This is a genomic window from Nocardioides panacis, assembly GCF_019039255.1.
Lineage (GTDB): Bacteria > Actinomycetota > Actinomycetes > Propionibacteriales > Nocardioidaceae > Nocardioides_B > Nocardioides_B panacis.
Window position 1 is genome coordinate 179,372 of sequence record NZ_CP077062.1, and the last position, 15,876, is coordinate 195,247.

The window sequence follows — 15,876 nt, forward strand, 5'->3', positions numbered from 1 at the left end:
GCCGAAGAGGGGTCGCGTCCACTCTCGCAGACCGCCCACCTTCCGGGCGTCGCCAGACGCGCCGGGTCACCAGTCCTGGGGCGCGAACTGGCTGAGGACGAGCTCGGCGCCCTGCGGGTCCCGGACCACGGCCCGGCGCACCCACCGGTCCTCCGCGGTCGAGACGACCACCCCGCCGAGCGTCTCCACGGTGGCGGCCGAGGCGTCCCGGTCGGCGACGGCGAAGACCACCTGCCAGTGCGGCCTCTCGCCGTCGGCGAGCGGCTCGAAGGCCGCGACCACGTCCGCGAAGCCCTCGGGGGCGTGCGCCTGGCGGGTCCGGATGCCGGGGTCCACGGTGGCCTCGAGGTGGTCGCCGTAGCCCGGCACCGAGACCGAGGTCGCGAACCCGGAGGCGCCGTAGGCCCAGCCCAGCACCGGGCCGTAGAAGTCACACGCCGCCGGGAGGTCGGCGGTGCGCAGGTTGCTGAAGTTCCAGGCGCCGGGCTGGTTGACGACCTGCACCCCGAGTCGCCGGCGGGCCTGCCAGAGCCGGAGCTCGGCACCCTCGGGGTCGAGCACGGTCGCGGTGCGTCCACCGGGACCCGCGTCCAGCGGGCCGGAGACCAGCGTCCCCCCGGCCGCGACGAGCCGGGCTGCCGTGTCGTCGGCGTCGTCGACCGCGACGTACGTGCTCCACCGGGCGGGACCGCTCGACGGCCCGGCCACCGCCGCGACGTCCCGGCCGTCGAGCTGGGCGATCACGTAGCGGAACGGGGCGTCCGGCGGGGTCGCGTCGGCGAACGTCCAGCCGAACAGGGCGGCGTAGAACGCGGTGCCGGCGTCCACGTCGGGCAGGTCGACGTCGACCCAGGAGGGGACGCCGTGCGGGAAGGTGCGGGCCTCGGGCATGCCCACCACCGTGCCAGCCGTCGCGGCCGGCCGTCGAGTGCCGGACCGGCGGTCAGCCGGCGCCCTGCTCCTCGCGCCGCTGGTGCAGGCGCTGCTGGGCGTCGGGCAGGAAGGCCAGGCACGGCGCGTCGGTGCCCGGGTGCTTCTCGGTGAGGTGGAAGACCCAGCGGTCCATGGCCGCCATGAAGCCGTTGTCGCCGCCGGGGCGGTAGGCGGACCACTTGAGGTGGCCGCGGGCGACGCACTGCGAGCAGCTGATCTTGTAGACGAACCGGTCGTTGGCGTCGACGTCGATCTTCACCCGGGCCAGCGAGCCGGCCTCCGAGGCGGCCTTCTTCTCACGAGCGGATCGGCTCGCCGTCATGTCGCACCTCTGTCGTGTCCGGGGACGCGGAGCCTACCCCCGGGCCGGCCGGCGGCGCCGGGCGGTTCAGTCCGCCCTGTACCCGAGGTGCCCGCTCGTGGAAAATCGAGACGGGTCAGGCTCGGGCCTGCACGGGACATCCGCTTCGAATGGAGGGTTGACGCCATGGCGTTCGTGACGACCGGGGACGGGACGGAGATCTACTACAAGGACTGGGGGAGCGGTCAGCCGATCATGTTCCACCACGGGTGGCCGCTGAGCTCCGACGACTGGGACGCGCAGATGATGTTCTTCGCCCTGCGCGGTTACCGGGTGGTGGCCCACGACCGGCGCGGCCACGGCCGCTCCACCCAGACGTCGGACGGGCACGACATGGACACCTACGCGGCCGATGCCCGGGCCGTGGTCGAGCACCTCGACCTGCGCGACGTCGTGCACGTCGGGCACTCCACCGGAGGCGGTGAGGTCACCCGCTACGTGGCCCGCCACGGCAACGGCCGGGTGGCCAAGGCGGTGCTCATCAGCGCGGTCCCGCCGGTGATGCTGCAGTCCGCGGACAACCCGGGCGGGCTCCCCCTCGAGGTGTTCGACAGCTTCCGCGAGGGCACCGGCTTCCACCGCGCGCAGTTCTTCCTCGACGTCGCCTCGGGGCCGTTCTACGGCTACAACCGTCCGGGCGCCGAGGTCTCGCAGGGCGTCATCCGGAACTGGTGGCGGCAGGGGATGATGGGCGGCGCCAAGGCGCACTACGAGGGCATCAAGGCGTTCTCGGAGACGGACTTCACCGAGGACCTGCAGATGATCCAGGTGCCGACCCTGGTGATGCACGGCGACGACGACCAGGTGGTGCCCATCGCGGACTCGGCCGAGCTGTCGATCACGCTGCTCAAGGACGGCACGCTCAAGGTGTACCCGGGCTACCCGCACGGCATGTGCACCACGCACGCCGACGTGATCAACCGGGACCTGCTCGCGTTCATCGAGTCCTGACGTCGGCGGTCCGGCCCCGACGATGTCGCCGGCCGGCGGCACCGGGTCGCCGCACCGGGCCTACCCCCGCGCCGCCCTGGCGTTCGTGGACTGGCAGGTGCGGCGCGGGCTGATGAACCCCCACGACCACGAGCGTCCGGGCAGCCCGTGGTGGCGGGCGGTGAGCGAACGGCTGCTGCGCGACACCTGCGAGGCGCGGCTGGGCCTCCTCGGCCACCCGGGGCCGGGGTCGTCGGCCAGCGTCGAGCCCTACGCCTGGGCGGCGACCGAGCTGCGGGTCCCCGAGCTCGCCGACCTCGTCTGCGGAAGCACGCCGAGCTACGCGTGGGACCCGCACGACTGCGACCCCTGGTCGCCCCCGCCGACGCGCCTGGTGCGCGTCGTACGACGCACCCTCCCGGCGGGCCGGGTCAGCCGCGGACCCGCCGGCGGCGCACGCTGAGGAGGAAGACGGCGAGGACCACGCCGGCCACGGTGATGATCCGGTTCGGGTCGACCGCCGGGCGCCAGCTGACCTGGCCGTTGTTGATCACGAACGCCCCGGCCGGGCGGCCGGTCACCCCGAAGCCACCGCCCTCTCCCTCCTGGCCCTTCTCGTCGTGACCGGTGCCGCCGCCCCCGCCTCCACCGACGACGGCGGCCGGGATGACGGTGAGTCCGTTCTGCTCGTAGGGATCGCCGAACACGCGCTTGACCGTGATCGAGTCCCGGGCCGTGCTCAGGACTTCGGTGACATTCATGGGTTGCCTCCAACGACGTGACAGGTCCTGTTCCCACCAGCCTGCGCGCGTCCCCGGGTCGGGGGAATAGTCCCCTCGGATCGCGAAGAGTGATCCCTGGGTCACGTCGTCACCGTTGTCGGTGCGGGGCGGGGGAGGGCGGGGCAGGATGGGCGGCATGGACGACGCGCACGACCGGGACCCCGCTGAGCAGGACCCGTTCGACCTGCACCGGTTCGTGACGGCGCAGGACACCGACGACACGTACGCCACCGCGCTCGGCGAGCTGCGCCGCGGACGCAAGCGCAGCCACTGGATGTGGTTCGTGTTCCCGCAGGTCAGCGGGCTCGGGCGCAGCGCCGTCGCGAAGCACTTCGAGCTCAGCGGCGCCGACGAGGCGCGGGCCTACCTCGCCCACCCGGTGCTCGGCCCCCGGCTGCGCGAGTGCGCCCGGGCGATGACGGAGCTGCCGGGCCGCGACGCCGTCGAGGTGCTCGGGCCGGTGGACGCCGCCAAGCTGCGCTCGTCCATGACGCTCTTCGGGTACGTCGACCAGGAGCCGGTGTTCACCGAGGTGCTGGACCGGTACTTCGACGGGCAGCGGGACGAGGAGACGCTGCGCCGGCTGTAGCGCCGGGCGCCGTCAGGGCTGCTCGACGCGCTTGGCCGGGCAGTCGGGGTTCGGGCAGTAGTCGACCGCCACCATCTCGCCGGGGTTCAGCTCGGCGCGGTTCTCGTTGGACTCGTCGAAGTCGATGGTGCCGTGGGCCAGCTCGGTCCCGCACGTCTCGCAGTGGGTGGGCCAGGTCTGCTCGTCCGTCACGTCGCTCATCCCTCCACGCTAGCCCCCGACCGGGTCGTAGACCGCGAACCCGTCCCGTCCGGCGTTCTTCACCGAGTACATCGCGACGTCCGCGCGGCGCACCAGTTCGTCGGCGTCGAAGTCGTCCTCGGGGTGCTGGAAGGCCACGCCCACGCTCGCGGTGACCCCGATGTCCAGCTCCCCGTGCCGGACCGGCTCGGCGACCGCCGCCATGATCCGCTCGACCGCGGGGGTCACGTCCTCGGTGCGGTCGAGCTCCTCGAACAGCACCAGGAACTCGTCACCGCCCCACCGGACGACGGTGTCGTGCGGGCGGACCACCGCGCGGATCCGCTGGGCGACGGTGGCGAGCACCTCGTCGCCGACGCTGTGGGAGAACCGGTCGTTGACCACCTTGAAGCCGTCGAGGTCGATGAACGCCAGGGCCAGCACCGGACGCCGCGCGGTCAGCGCGTGCTGCAGCCGGTCGAAGAGCATGGACCGGTTGCCGACCCCCGTCAGCGAGTCCCGGCTGGCCTGCTCCCTGAGCAGCTGCTCGGACTCCTGGGCGCGGGCCCGCAGCGTGGCGTGCTCGATCGCGAGCGCGGTGGACACCGCGAACCCCTCGAGCGCCCGGCAGGTCGCCGGGCTGGGTCGGCGGCCGTCCGCGGGGAGGTCCACCGACAAGATGCCGACCCGGGTGCCGTCGGAGCCGATGAGCGGCGCGAAGAGCGCGTCCTCGGGGTGCCAGGCGTCCTCCGTCTCCAGCGGCTCGATGTCGGGGATCCAGGTCAGGAGGTCCGAGCGGGCCAGCTCGTTGCGGTGGTCGGCGAACCGGAGCCGGCCCCAGGGCTCGCTCGCGGCGAGCATCTGGTCCCACATCTCCGCGCTGTCCACGGTGCCCAGCAGCGCCGCCCGGGCGTTCTCGTCCCCGGCCACCGAGGCCACCTCGAAGGTGCCGTCGGGGTGCGCGATGTTGATCACCGCCACCCCGAAGCCCAGCGCCGCGACGAGGGTCTGACTGAGCAGGTCCAGCATCGTCACCAGGTCGTCGGAGACGGTCGGGCCGTCCTCGGGCACGCGCCCGTCGGGCGCGTGCGCCCGGAACCCCTCGCGGTCCTGCGGCATGTTCGACTTCCCCCGTCGACGATCAGCTCCAGCAGCCCGAGTGTAGGGCGAAACGCGGAACCGGTGTCCGTTTTGTCCCAGATGCCACGCTCCTGCCACTGGTCCACCCGGGTGTTTGGCCGCACCGGAACCCGGGGACCGTGACCCCTGCGTGCCCCCGCGCGCCCCGCCGTACCTTCCTCGGAGGAACGATGACCAGCAGCACCAGCACCAGCACCCGCACCGACCGCCCGGCCACCTCGGCCCCCACCTCGACGTACGCCGTCTTCAGCAGCCTCGTGGGGCTGGCGGCACTGGTGGTGCTCGCGCAGGGCCTGTGGGCCGGCCTGTTCCTGGAGCACGACGGGAAGCGGGACGCCGCGGCCAGCTGGATAGACGTGCACGCGCGCGGTGCCGACCTCGCGATCCTGCTCGCGGTGCTCGCCACCGTGTGGGCCGTCTGGAAGCTCCGCTCCCGCCGGGACCTGTGGGCCGGCAGCCTGGTCCTCGTCGTCCTGCTGGTGCTCGAGTCCTACCTCGGCGGCGCGATCCGGGACGCCGGCAAGGACACCCTGACCGCCGTGCACGTCCCGCTGGCGATGCTGCTCATGGGCGTCGCCGTCTGGCTCCCGGTGCGGGCGCGGAGCGGCCGCCGCTGAGCGGACCCGCCGGTGAAGGCGAGCGGGTCAACCAGCCCATCACCAGGCCGACCCCGACCCCCAGCACCGTCTCGACGCCCCGGTCGCGCAGCAGCACGCTGCTCGGCACGGGGGCGGCGAGGTGCACCATCAGCAGCGCGAGCGGCGTGATCGCCACCAGCGCGAAGGCGTAGTTGCGACCGACCAGCAGCTCCGCGGTGGCCTGCAGCGCGACGACCACCGCGATCAGCACCAGCCCGGTGGGGTCCAGCGCGAACAGCAGCGCGGCCACCCCGAGCCCCACCAGCGTGCCGGCCACCCGGTGCACCCCGCGCACGACCTGCGGCACCAGGTCCCGCGCCGCCAGGGGTACGGCGGCCGACACCATCGCCCAGTAGGGGTGCCCGATCCCCAGCGACGTCGCCAGCGCGCCGGCCAGCAGCACGCCGCCGGCGTTGCGCAGCACGTGCCGGCGCGCCACCCCGTCGTACGACGGACGGCTGGGCGCACCGGCCGCGGGCGCCGCCCCGCCCCGCCAGTGCCGCCACCCCGCGCCGGCCGCCCCGACGCCGAGCGCGAAGAGCGCCGAGGCGCCGGCGACCGCCGCGGCCACCGGCACGTCGGCGAGGGTGGCCGGCACCGAGGCGCAGGCCGCGAACGAGAACACCAGGAACAGCGGTCCCGGCGGGTGCCAGTCCTGCGCGTCGGAGAGCAGCGAGCCGGCCGCGGCCACCAGCGCCGCCACCGGGACCGCCAGCCAGCTGCGGTGCGACGAGGTGCCGACCAGCGTGCCGAGGGTGACCGACGCGGTCAGCAGCACGGCCAGCGTCGCCTGCATCCGGGCCCGTGAGAGCCGGACGTGGGTGCGGCCGTAGAGCGAGGTGAAGGCGCCGAAGGTGGCGTAGATCGCCAGCTCCAGGTGACCGGTCGACCACAGCACCAGCAACGGCACGAGCACCGAGAACGACGCACGGGCAGCCACCCGGTGGGCGCCGCGGTGCGGGCCCACGTGCAGCAGCTGCGCGGTCAGTCCGGGGTGGTCGCTCACCGGACCAGTGTCCTCCAGCCGGTTCAGGCCGGGGTGCGGGGCGGGGGACCAGACGGCGGGGCCGGATCGGCGACCAGCTCCAGCTCCAGGTCGAGCGCGGTGAGCTGCTCGACGACCTCGGCGGGCGCGGAGGGGCCGCTGATCACCAGGTCGACGTCGTCGACGGGGCAGATCAGCGCCACCGAGATGACGCCCAGCTTGGAGCCGTCGGTGACCACCACCCGGCGCCGGCCCGAGGCGAGCATCCGCTGCTTCCATGCTGACCTCGGGGAGGTTCACGTTGGTGATGCCGGCGACGGGGTCGATGCCGTTGCAGCCGATGATCGCCAGGTCCGCGTGGATCCGGTCGAGCACCAGCCCGCCCATCGGGTCGACCAGCGAGTGCTGCATCCGGCGCAGCGTGCCCCCGGTGAGCATCACCGTGAACCGGGCGAGGGGCGCCTCGAGCTCGGTGGCGATGGTCAGGCCGTTGGTCACCACGGTCACGCCCTCGAGGTCGGTGCGCTGCACCAGCGCCCGGGCCACCGCGGTGGTGGTGGTGCCCACGTCGAGCACGACCGTCGCGCCGGGCTGCACGAGCTCGGCGGCGCGCCGCCCGATCGCGGCCTTCTCCATGGCGTGCGCGGTGGCAGTCTCCTCGTAGGGCCGCTCCGGCGGCGGTGCGGTGGTGGCCATCACGCCGGACCACCGGGCCCTTGTCAACAAGCAAGCGATCTCGCAACGTCGGTTTCTCCTCCGAAAGCGCAGCGACCGTGAGCAGGCGGCAACCCGGCACGCCCCGGGACCGAGACGTGCCTCGTCTGAGGTCCTACGACCAAGGTGGGATGGTGGACCGCACCTCGACCCGTGGATAAAGGAGTTATCCAGATCCCCCCACAGTGAGGTGCTCGACGATGACCCAGCTCCTGAACCGCCCGCGGACCCGGCTCGCCGCCCTGGCCACCACGGCCCTGCTGCTCGCCGGAGGATCCGCGGCGGCCCTGGCCCAGCCCGCGGCCGCCGACGGCTCGCACGACGACCGCGTGGTCCGGGTGGCCTCCGGCGGCGACCACCACTCCCGGCACGCGGAGCCCGGCGACGACCGGCGTGCCGACCGTCACCACGCCCGTCACCACGCCCGTCACCACCACCGTCACCACGCCCGGCACGGCTCGCACGTCGAGGCCGGCGACGACCACGGCCGGCACGGCACGCACGTCGAGTCCGGTGACGACCACGGCCGGCACGGTGGGCACGGCGCCGACGACTGAGGCGCGCACAGCACGAGGGCGGTGCGGGACCACTGGTCCCGCACCGCCCTCGGCGTGCGTGCGTCGCGCCTAGGGTGCCGGCGGCGTCGAGTCGCCCGCGCCGTCGTCGGCAGGGTTCGCGTCGGCCGGGGGAGCGGCCTTGCGGGCCGCGAGACGCGCGACCAGGTCGGCGGCGTTGGCCCGCGGCGAGGCAGCCGCCCGGTTGGTCTCGGCCACCTCGGTGAGCAGCTCCTGCCGCCGCACCTGGATGTGCCGGGGGGCGTCGACCCCGACCCGGACGATGTCGCCGCGCTGCTCGAGGATGGTGATGACGATGTCGTCCCCGATGACGAGGCTCTCGCCGACGCGTCGGCTCAGCACCAGCATGCAGTCACTCCTGTCGGGTCGACGGCGGGCGGAGATCCGACCCCGCGAGCCCAGCCTATGCGGGCTAGGAGGTCGACGCCGACGACAGGGGGGCGCGCATGGGCAGATCGAGGTCCGCCAGGAGGTACTGGCCGGCTCGCTGGGTGCGGTGGTTGACCAGCACCGGGGCCAGCAGGTTGGCCGTGGCGGAGTCGGGCGTGTCGCCGAGGGTGACCACCACCAGCGCCAGCAGGTCGCTCTCGTCCTCGATGCCGAGCTCGGCGGTGACCGACTCGTCGATCTCGGGGGAGTAGTCGGCGAAGAACGACGCCGGGGGCACCACCACGAAGCTCAGGTTGGGGTCGTCGAGGGAGCGGAGGTCGCAGACCAGGCCCGTGTCGTCGAGGCGCGCGAGCGCGAAACGACGGTCGTCGGGGAAGCCGGCGAGCGGCTGCACCATCTCGAGGACCGGGATCCCCGCGGTCGACGAGTCGGCCCGCTCCGGGGTGGCCGTCTCGACGGTGGTCGGGTGGGCGAGCTGCATGGTGTTCTCCGGTCGGCTCATCGCAGGAAGTCCAGCAGCGTGGGCTGGAGCACCCGAGAGGTGGCACCCAGCGCCGCCTGGTAGGCGACTTCCTGCATCTGCAGGTCGACGATCGCCGAGGCGACGTCGACGTTCTCCACGTCGGAGAGCGATTTGGTGTTGTCGAGCTTCGAGCTGGCCAGGGCGCTGGTGGCGGTGTCGATGCGGTTGGCGCGGGTGCCGATGTCGGCGAGCGCGTTGCGCATCGAGCCGCTGACGGCGTCGAGACGGGTCAGGGTGCCGGAGACCGCCGAGGGGTTGTTCTGCAGCTGGTCGATGGCGTCGGACAGCACGGTGAAGAGGTCGTCGGTCCCCGAGGAGAAGGCGGCCGGGCCGGTGACGTTGACCGCCACCGAGACGCCCTTGCCGACCGTGCGGTTGATCGAGTTGGTGTCGCCGACGTACGCGCCGCTGGCGTCGTAGGCCTGCGGGCCGACCGTGGTGCCACCGAACAGGGGGCGTCCGAGGTGCGTGGTGTTCGCCTCGTCGATCAGCCCGGACCTGATCTGGGTCAGCTCCGCGGCCAGCGCCGTGCGGGCGTCGGTGCCGGCGCTGCCGGTCGAGGCGCCCTGGACCATCAGGTCACGGGCACGTCGGACGCTGTCCAGCATCGAGGTCATCGTGCTGTCGGCCTGGCCGAGCCAGCTCGAGCCGTCGTCGGCGTTGCGGGAGTACTGCGCGTTGGCAGCGAGGTCTGCTCGGAGTCTCATGGCGTCGTTGGTGCCGGTCGGGGAGTCGGACGGCCGGTTGATGACCCGGCCGGTCGACAGCTTCTCCTGGGCGGTGGAGAGGCGGCCGAGCCCCAACTGTAGCGAGGACAGCGACCGCTCGACCATCAGCCGCTGGGTGATCCGCGCGCTGCTCATCAGCGGACCAGTCCGGTGCGGTTGATCAGCGTGTCGAGCATCGAGTCCATGGTGGTGAGCACACGGGAGGCGCCCTCGTAGCCACGCTGGGCGGCGAGCAGGTTGACCATCTCCTCGTCGATGTTGATCCCGGACAGCGACTCGCGGGAGGCGTCGACCTGGGCGGTGAGCACCGACTGGTTCGCCGCCGTCTGCCGGGCGGACGACACGGTGACGCCGAAACCGGTGACCAGGTTCCGGTAGGCGGTGCCGCCCATGTCCAGGTTGGCGAGCGCGTTCGCGTTGGTGTTGTCGAGACCGCCCTTGGCCGGGTCCGCCGCCGCGAGCTTGAGCGGGTCGGTGATGGCGACCTGCAGGGTGGCGGCGGTGGTCCCGCTGAACAGCGGTCCGCCGGCGGCACCGGAGCGGTCCACACCGAGCGCGTGCTGGGTGTTCACCGCGTTCGCCATCGTGGCCACGAACGAGTCGAGCTTGGTGAGGTAGCCGGGAAGATCGGTGTTCAGCAGCTGCTGGCCGGCGCCGACCTCGCCTCCGGGGAGCGTGACCGCGGTGCCGTTGACCGAGAACTCCACCGGGTCGGTGGCCGCTCCGGCGAGGTCGGCCGAGCCGGTCACCGTGACGGCGTACGCCGTGTTGCCGGTGACCAAAGCCTGCCCGCCCACCTTGACGTCGACGGTGGTGTCCGCGTTGACGGTGACGGCCGCGCCGGTCAGGGAGGCGAGCTTGAGGGTGAGCTGGTCGCGCTGGTCGAGCAGCGTGCCGGCGTCCGTGCCGCTCAGCGACGCCGAGCGCAGGCCCTTGTTGAGGTCGGCGAGCTGCGCGGCGGTCTGGTTGACGTCGCTGCCGAGCGCGTCCAGCCGGGTCCGCTGGTCCGCCCACTCGTTGGAGACGGCCTGGGCCTGGGTGGCGATGGTGGAGCGCAGCGTCTCGGCGCGGGCGAGGAGCTGGGTGCCGGCGGCGCTGTCGCCGGGGGAGTTGGCCACGTCGTGCCAGGCGGACTGGAAGTTGTCGAGGGCCGCGGCGACGCCGCCCTCGCCGGGCTCGGCGATCGCGGTCTCGAAGCGGACCAGGGAGGCGGAGCGGGTGTCGAGGAAGGAGGAGGCGGAGTGCTCGGCGCGCGAGCGGGCGTCCATCAGCGGGTCGACCATGCGGGAGACCGAGCTGGGCTCCACGCCGTCGCCGGCACCCTGCCAGCGGGACCAGATCGCGGGCAGCGCCGGGGCGCCGGTGGCCTGGCCGATGACCTGCCGGCGGGCGTACCCCGCGGTGCCGGCGTTGGCGACGTTGCCGCTGGCCACGTCCATCGCGACCCGGTTGTAGCGCAGCGCGGACAGCGCGCCGGACAGAGAGGAGAAGGTGCCGCTCATGTCACAGGCTCCAGTCGACGATGCTGGTGCGGCGGTCGGAGCCCATCGAGCCGTCCGCGCCGTACGTCGGGGACTTCTCGGTGAGGGAGAGCAGGGTGGCCTGCGCGGCCTGGTAGCCGGCGGTCAGCAGCACGCGGTTGCTCTGCGACATCTCGCTGATCTGGGTGGCGACGGTGGTGAACGCCTCGCGGTGGTCGAGCCAGATGGCCCGCCACGGCTCCTCGCTGGCCCCGGCGATGTCCCGCAGGCTGGCGTTCGGCTCGAGCCCGAGCTCGGCGGCCACCGTGTCGACGGCGATCGCGCGGATCAGCTCGGCGTCGCGGATCTCGTGCAGCACGGTCTCCACCTCGCGGGCAGCGACGGCGAGCCAGTGGGTCCGGCCGCTGGTGAGCACGAGCTGCTCCACCTCGAGCTTGAACAGCAGAAGCTCCAGGAGGTCACGCTCGCGCCACAGGATGGACGAGAGGTCTTCCGTGGACATGGCTGGGTGCTCCCTGGTGCCGGTGTTAGGTGACGGACCTATCGGCCGTGCCCCCCGCGTCCTGAGCAAAAAGGTACAGAGGATGGCCCGGAAGGCCCAGGTTTCGGGGGAGTGGCCCGAGTGGTCCAGAGCACCCCACCCGAATGCCAACGGTGTGAGTAGTCATGAATGACTACCTGCTCGTAAAGCCTTTTTGACCGATACGGACTATCAAGCCCCAGAAAACAGGCAGACAACCCAAAAGCCGCGTCATGAACCTGCGAGAACCGGTTCCTTACTCATGTGCGCTCCTACCTGACTCCCCCCCCAGTCACCGACCCAGGCCCCCGCGGCGGCCTCGTCGGTCGCCCCCGCCGCGGTCGACGTCGACGACCTGGTCCGTCGCCACCTCCCGCTCGTCGGTCACGCCGTGCGCGAGACCATGTCCCGGGTTCCCGGTCACGTGAACCGCGACGACCTGACCTCCGCCGGCATGATGGCGCTGGTCCAGGCGGCCCAGTCGTTCGACCCGACCCGGGGCGCCGCGTTCTCCACCCACGCCTCCACCCGCATCCGCGGCGCGATCGTCGACGAGCTCCGCGGGCTGGACTGGGCGAGCCGCTCGGTGCGCCGCCGGGCCCGCCAGGTCGACGACACCCGCGGCCGCATCGCCGCGACCCTGGGCCGTCCGGCCGAGGACCACGAGGTGGCCGCCGCCCTGGGCATCGGGACCAGCGAGCTGTCCGCGCACCGTGAGGACGTCGCCCGCGCGTCGGTCGTCTCCCTCCAGGGCTTCGACGAGACCGGCATCGACGACCTGCTGCCGGCGCACACCGTCACCCCCGCCGACGAGATCGAGCAGCGCGAGCGGGTGGCCTACCTGCACGACGCGGTCGAGCACCTGCCCGAGCGGCTGCGCGTGGTCGTGGAGGGCTACTTCTTCCGCGACCTGCCGATGGCCGAGCTGGCCGCGGAGCTCGGTGTCTCCGAGAGCCGGATCTCCCAGCTGCGCGCCGAGGCGATCGTGCTGATGCGCGGCGCGATGAACGCGGCCCTCGAGCCCGAGCTGGCCGAGCGTCACGACCGGCCGCAGGGCTGCGCCGCACGCCGCAAGGAGGCGTACTACGCCAGCGTGGCCAGCAACCGCAGCTTCGCGGCCCGGCTGACCCACACGCACGTCGCCTCGCACACCGCCTGAGACATGCGCCAGAAAAATTCTTCCGAACCCCTCAGTTCGGGTCGGCACTTGCCGAAGTTCCAGTCATCGCGGCCCATGGACGGGCCGTTCGGACTCAATTTCAAGGAGGAAACATCATGAGTCTTCGCATCAACCAGAACATCGCGGCGATGAACGCGTACCGCAACCTGTCCGTCACGGACGGCCAGATGGCCAAGTCGCTGGAGAAGCTGTCCAGCGGCTTCCGGATCAACCGGGCCGCGGACGACGCCGCCGGTCTCGCGATCTCGGAGGGCCTGCGCTCCCAGGTCGGTGGCCTCAAGGTCGCCGTCCGCAACACCCAGGACGGCATCAGCGTCGTGCAGACCGCTGAAGGTGCGCTGACCGAGACCCACTCGATCCTGCAGCGCATGCGTGACCTCGCCGTCCAGGGCTCGAACGACGGTGGCCTCGACGCCAACGCCAAGTCGAACATCCAGTCGGAGATGGGCCAGCTGAAGGACGAGCTGGACCGGATCGCCAAGACCACGACGTTCAACGGCTCGAAGCTGCTCGACGGCAACTACACCGGCACCTTCCAGGTCGGCGCCAACGCGGGTGAGACCATCTCGGTCGGCATCGGCAGCTCGAACAAGGGCATGGACGCAAGCGGCCTCGGCATCGCGGGGGTCGACGTCACGAAGCTTGCTTCGGGCGCCGGCACGGTCGCGGCTGCCACGCACGCCGACCCGACCTCCACCACCGCCGGTTCGGTCACGACCACCTCTGGTGGGCTCAACGTGGCCGGTGCCAAGCTCAACGGTTCGATCTCCGTGGGTGGCAAGACCCTGGACCTGTCCAGCATCCAGCTCGACACGACCGTCGCCACCAACGCGGCTGCCAACGTCACGAAGATCAACGCGGCCCTCGACGGTGCCTTCGGCGCCGGCAAGGTCGTGGCGAGCACGTCCACCAACGACCTGAAGTTCACCGGCAGCGTCCCGGCGTCGGCCTCCACGAGCGACATCGCGAACGCCGACGTGGTCTTCACCGGTCAGTCCGGCGCGTCGGCTGCGATCACCTCGATCGACAAGGCGATCCAGACGGTCTCCACCACCCGGGCGAACCTCGGTGCGGTGCAGAACCGGTTCGAGCACACCGTCAACAACCTCAACGTCGCGGTCGAGAACCTGTCCGCGTCCGAGAGCCGCATCCGGGACACGGACATGGCCTCCGAGATGGTGAACTTCACCCGCTCGCAGATCCTGTCGCAGGCCGGCACCGCGATGCTGGCGCAGGCGAACCAGGCGTCGCAGGGCGTCCTCCGCCTGCTCCAGTGATGAAGCTGGGCTGAGGGCGATGCTGCGGCGGGAGGCCGCAGCACCGCCACCGGTCCCCGGTGGTCACGGGCGCACATCCAGCTCCACCGGAGCAACGACCCGGGCCCGCCACGGCATCGCCGTGGCGGGCCTCCGGTCACCTCACCGAGCAGCAAGGAGTGGTCACCATGGCAGGCGGAAGCGTCAGCGGCCTCGTCAGCGGACTCGACACCGCGACCATCATCAGCCAGCTGATGCAGGTCGAGGCGGCCCCGCAGACCCTCCTCAAGTCCAAGCTGACCGCCGAGAAGTCCACCGTCAGCACCCTCCAGGCCATCAACGCGAAGTTCGCGGCGCTCACCACTCGCGCTCACGACCTCGCCACGGCCGCCGCCTGGTCCCCGACCACGGCGACCAGCAGCTCCACCCAGGTGCAGGCCACGGCCTCCGCCAGCGCGGTGCCGGGCACGTTGAGCTTCACGGTCCAGAAGTCGGCCAGTGCCTTCTCGATGGCGTTCAACTCCACCGCCGGCTCCGCCGACGTGGTCACCACCGGGGGTACGACGGTCCGGCTCGACAAGCTCGACGGCACGACCCCGATCGACATCGAGACCACCGACGGCACGCTGACCGGGGTCGTCAACGCCATCAACGCGAAGAACGCCGGTGTCTCGGCGGTCGCTGTGAAGGTCGCCGACAACAGCTACCGGTTGCGCCTCACGTCGACGACCACCGGGCTCGCCTCCGACTTCGCGCTGACCAACGCGGACGGCTCGTCGCTCCTGGGAGGAGCGACGACCACTTCCGGGAAGGACGCGGAGATCCTGGTCGGCACGGACACGATCACCTCCTCGACCAACACGTTCACCGGCATCACGCAGGGCCTGGACATCACCCTCAAGCCCGGCACCTCCGCCGGGACCCAGGTCGACGTGACCGTGGCCCGGGACTCCGCCGGCGTCCAGGCGTCCCTGCAGAGCCTGGTCGACGGGGCCAACGAGATCCTGTCCACCATCGACGGCCTCACCGCCTACGACCCGACCACCAAGACGTCCGGACCCCTCGCCGGCGACTCGGTGATCCGGGACCTGCGGTCGAAGGTCCTCGACACGGTGACCCGGACCGCGGACGGCACCTCGATGGCCGGCCTGGGGCTGCAGACCGACCGCAGCGGCAAGATCGTGCTCGACACCGCGAAGTTCGCGGCTGCCTACGCGGCGGACCCGGCCGGTGTGAGCCAGAAGCTCGGCGCGACGGGCACGGACGCCGTACCCGGCTTCGCAGCGCGGCTCGAGGCGGTCGGGAAGCTGGCCAGCGACTCCGCCACCGGCAGCCTCAGCCTCAGCATCAAGGGCCACCAGTCGTCGGCGACCACCATGCAGGACGGCATCGATGCCTGGAACATCCGGCTCACGCAGCGGCAGGACTCGCTCAACCGACAGTTCTCGGCGCTCGAGGTCGCGCTCGGCAAGATGCAGGACCAGGCGTCCTGGCTGACCGGCCAGATCGCCTCGCTGCCGAAGTCGAGCTCCTAGCGCTCGATCCACGCACACCACGACACCCGCACGCACACACGGAGAGAAGGAGGAACGATGACCACCACCGCACGTGACACCTACCTCGGCGGCATGACCAGCACGGCCAGCCCGGCCCGGCTGCTGATCATGCTCTACGACCGGCTCGTCCTGGACCTCCAGCGGGCGATCGAGCTCGGTGACGCCGGCGAGTTCCTCGGTGCCGGCCGCCAGCTGATGCACGCCCAGGAGATCGTCCTGGAGCTACAGGGCTCGCTCCGGATCGACGCCTGGGACGGTGCCGCCGGGCTGTCCGGGATCTACTCCTGGCTGCACTCGGAGATGGTGCGGGCGAACGTCCAGCGTGACGTCGCCGCGACCCGGGCCTGCCTCGCCCTCGTCGAGCCCCTCGCCGACGCGTGGCGCGAGGCGGCCCTGGCCGCCCTCGTCTGACCTC

General features: G+C 72.0%; 20 protein-coding genes. 9 read left to right on the forward strand and 11 right to left on the reverse strand.

The window, feature by feature from the left end; translation table 11 throughout:
* Nucleotides 1-66: 66 nt before the first annotated feature.
* Nucleotides 67-891: a VOC family protein gene (locus KRR39_RS00900; RefSeq protein ID WP_216939956.1), complete on the reverse strand. Its 825-nt coding sequence runs from the start codon at nucleotides 889-891 to the stop codon at nucleotides 67-69.
* A gap of 52 nt (nucleotides 892-943) precedes the next feature.
* Entirely contained in the window at nucleotides 944-1,255 is a 312-nt protein-coding gene (locus KRR39_RS00905) for a hypothetical protein (RefSeq protein WP_216939957.1), read from the reverse strand.
* A 165-nt stretch (nucleotides 1,256-1,420) separates the two neighbouring features.
* Between KRR39_RS00905 and KRR39_RS00910 the strand changes: the two genes are divergently transcribed.
* Together KRR39_RS00910 and KRR39_RS00915 are read left to right on the forward strand one after the other, a co-directional pair.
* Complete coding sequence (locus KRR39_RS00910) at nucleotides 1,421-2,245, forward strand: alpha/beta fold hydrolase (protein WP_216939958.1); 825 nt, start codon at nucleotides 1,421-1,423, stop codon at nucleotides 2,243-2,245.
* 22 nt (nucleotides 2,246-2,267) lie between these two features.
* Nucleotides 2,268-2,687, forward strand: coding sequence for a hypothetical protein (locus KRR39_RS00915; RefSeq protein WP_216939959.1), 420 nt, complete (start codon nucleotides 2,268-2,270; stop codon nucleotides 2,685-2,687).
* Here the strand turns inward: KRR39_RS00915 and KRR39_RS00920 are convergent.
* Complete coding sequence (locus KRR39_RS00920; protein ID WP_216939960.1) at nucleotides 2,656-2,985, reverse strand: hypothetical protein; 330 nt, start codon at nucleotides 2,983-2,985, stop codon at nucleotides 2,656-2,658. The genes KRR39_RS00915 and KRR39_RS00920 overlap by 32 nt on opposite strands.
* 157 nt (nucleotides 2,986-3,142) lie before the next feature.
* Between KRR39_RS00920 and KRR39_RS00925 the strand changes: the two genes are divergently transcribed.
* A complete protein-coding gene (locus KRR39_RS00925; protein ID WP_216939961.1) occupies nucleotides 3,143-3,595 on the forward strand; it encodes a DUF1810 domain-containing protein in 453 nt (150 codons plus the stop codon).
* 12 nt (nucleotides 3,596-3,607) lie between these two features.
* Here the strand turns inward: KRR39_RS00925 and KRR39_RS00930 are convergent, their stop codons facing one another.
* Both KRR39_RS00930 and KRR39_RS00935 read right to left on the reverse strand, forming a co-directional pair.
* Nucleotides 3,608-3,796, reverse strand: coding sequence for a hypothetical protein (locus tag KRR39_RS00930; RefSeq protein ID WP_216939962.1), 189 nt, complete (start codon nucleotides 3,794-3,796; stop codon nucleotides 3,608-3,610).
* Between the two features lie 9 nt (nucleotides 3,797-3,805).
* Nucleotides 3,806-4,894 (reverse strand): GGDEF domain-containing protein, encoded by a 1,089-nt coding sequence (locus tag KRR39_RS00935; RefSeq protein WP_216939963.1) that lies wholly within the window; start codon nucleotides 4,892-4,894, stop codon nucleotides 3,806-3,808.
* A gap of 191 nt (nucleotides 4,895-5,085) precedes the next feature.
* Between KRR39_RS00935 and KRR39_RS00940 the strand changes: the two genes are divergently transcribed.
* Nucleotides 5,086-5,532, forward strand: a complete 447-nt coding sequence (locus KRR39_RS00940; protein WP_216939964.1) for a hypothetical protein — start codon at nucleotides 5,086-5,088, stop codon at nucleotides 5,530-5,532.
* Here the strand turns inward: KRR39_RS00940 and KRR39_RS00945 are convergent.
* Complete coding sequence (locus KRR39_RS00945; protein WP_216939965.1) at nucleotides 5,480-7,234, reverse strand: FUSC family protein; 1,755 nt, start codon at nucleotides 7,232-7,234, stop codon at nucleotides 5,480-5,482. The genes KRR39_RS00940 and KRR39_RS00945 overlap by 53 nt on opposite strands.
* A 218-nt stretch (nucleotides 7,235-7,452) precedes the next feature.
* Between KRR39_RS00945 and KRR39_RS00950 the strand changes: the two genes are divergently transcribed.
* Entirely contained in the window at nucleotides 7,453-7,809 is a 357-nt protein-coding gene (locus tag KRR39_RS00950; RefSeq protein ID WP_216939966.1) for a hypothetical protein, read from the forward strand.
* 69 nt (nucleotides 7,810-7,878) lie between these two features.
* Here KRR39_RS00950 and csrA read toward each other — a convergent pair whose 3' ends face one another.
* From csrA to flgN, 5 genes are all read right to left on the reverse strand, one after another.
* Nucleotides 7,879-8,175, reverse strand: a complete 297-nt coding sequence (csrA, locus tag KRR39_RS25450) for a carbon storage regulator CsrA (RefSeq protein ID WP_216939967.1) — start codon at nucleotides 8,173-8,175, stop codon at nucleotides 7,879-7,881.
* A 64-nt stretch (nucleotides 8,176-8,239) separates the two neighbouring features.
* Nucleotides 8,240-8,719 (reverse strand): flagellar assembly protein FliW, encoded by a 480-nt coding sequence (fliW, locus tag KRR39_RS00960; RefSeq protein WP_254185420.1) that lies wholly within the window; start codon nucleotides 8,717-8,719, stop codon nucleotides 8,240-8,242.
* Nucleotides 8,716-9,603 (reverse strand): flagellar hook-associated protein FlgL, encoded by an 888-nt coding sequence (flgL, locus tag KRR39_RS00965; protein WP_216939968.1) that lies wholly within the window; start codon nucleotides 9,601-9,603, stop codon nucleotides 8,716-8,718. Before flgL ends, fliW begins: the two co-directional genes overlap by 4 nt.
* Nucleotides 9,603-10,970, reverse strand: a complete 1,368-nt coding sequence (gene flgK, locus KRR39_RS00970) for a flagellar hook-associated protein FlgK (protein WP_216939969.1) — start codon at nucleotides 10,968-10,970, stop codon at nucleotides 9,603-9,605. Before flgK ends, flgL begins: the two co-directional genes overlap by 1 nt.
* A 1-nt stretch (nucleotide 10,971) precedes the next feature.
* On the reverse strand, nucleotides 10,972-11,451 hold the full coding sequence (flgN, locus tag KRR39_RS00975; RefSeq protein WP_216939970.1) for a flagellar export chaperone FlgN: 480 nt from the start codon (nucleotides 11,449-11,451) through the stop codon (nucleotides 10,972-10,974).
* A gap of 409 nt (nucleotides 11,452-11,860) precedes the next feature.
* Between flgN and KRR39_RS00980 the strand changes: the two genes are divergently transcribed.
* The 4 genes from KRR39_RS00980 (at nucleotide 11,861) to KRR39_RS00995 (ending at nucleotide 15,872) form a co-directional block, all read left to right on the forward strand.
* Entirely contained in the window at nucleotides 11,861-12,628 is a 768-nt protein-coding gene (locus KRR39_RS00980; protein ID WP_254185421.1) for a sigma-70 family RNA polymerase sigma factor, read from the forward strand.
* Nucleotides 12,629-12,744: 116 nt separating this feature from the next.
* Entirely contained in the window at nucleotides 12,745-13,926 is a 1,182-nt protein-coding gene (locus tag KRR39_RS00985; protein ID WP_216939971.1) for a flagellin N-terminal helical domain-containing protein, read from the forward strand.
* A gap of 167 nt (nucleotides 13,927-14,093) precedes the next feature.
* The gene (fliD, locus tag KRR39_RS00990; RefSeq protein WP_216939972.1) at nucleotides 14,094-15,440 is read left to right on the forward strand and encodes a flagellar filament capping protein FliD; all 1,347 of its coding nucleotides are present in this window, start codon (nucleotides 14,094-14,096) and stop codon (nucleotides 15,438-15,440) included.
* Nucleotides 15,441-15,497: 57 nt separating this feature from the next.
* The gene (locus KRR39_RS00995) at nucleotides 15,498-15,872 is read left to right on the forward strand and encodes a flagellar export chaperone FliS (protein WP_216939973.1); all 375 of its coding nucleotides are present in this window, start codon (nucleotides 15,498-15,500) and stop codon (nucleotides 15,870-15,872) included.
* Nucleotides 15,873-15,876: the final 4 nt, after the last annotated feature.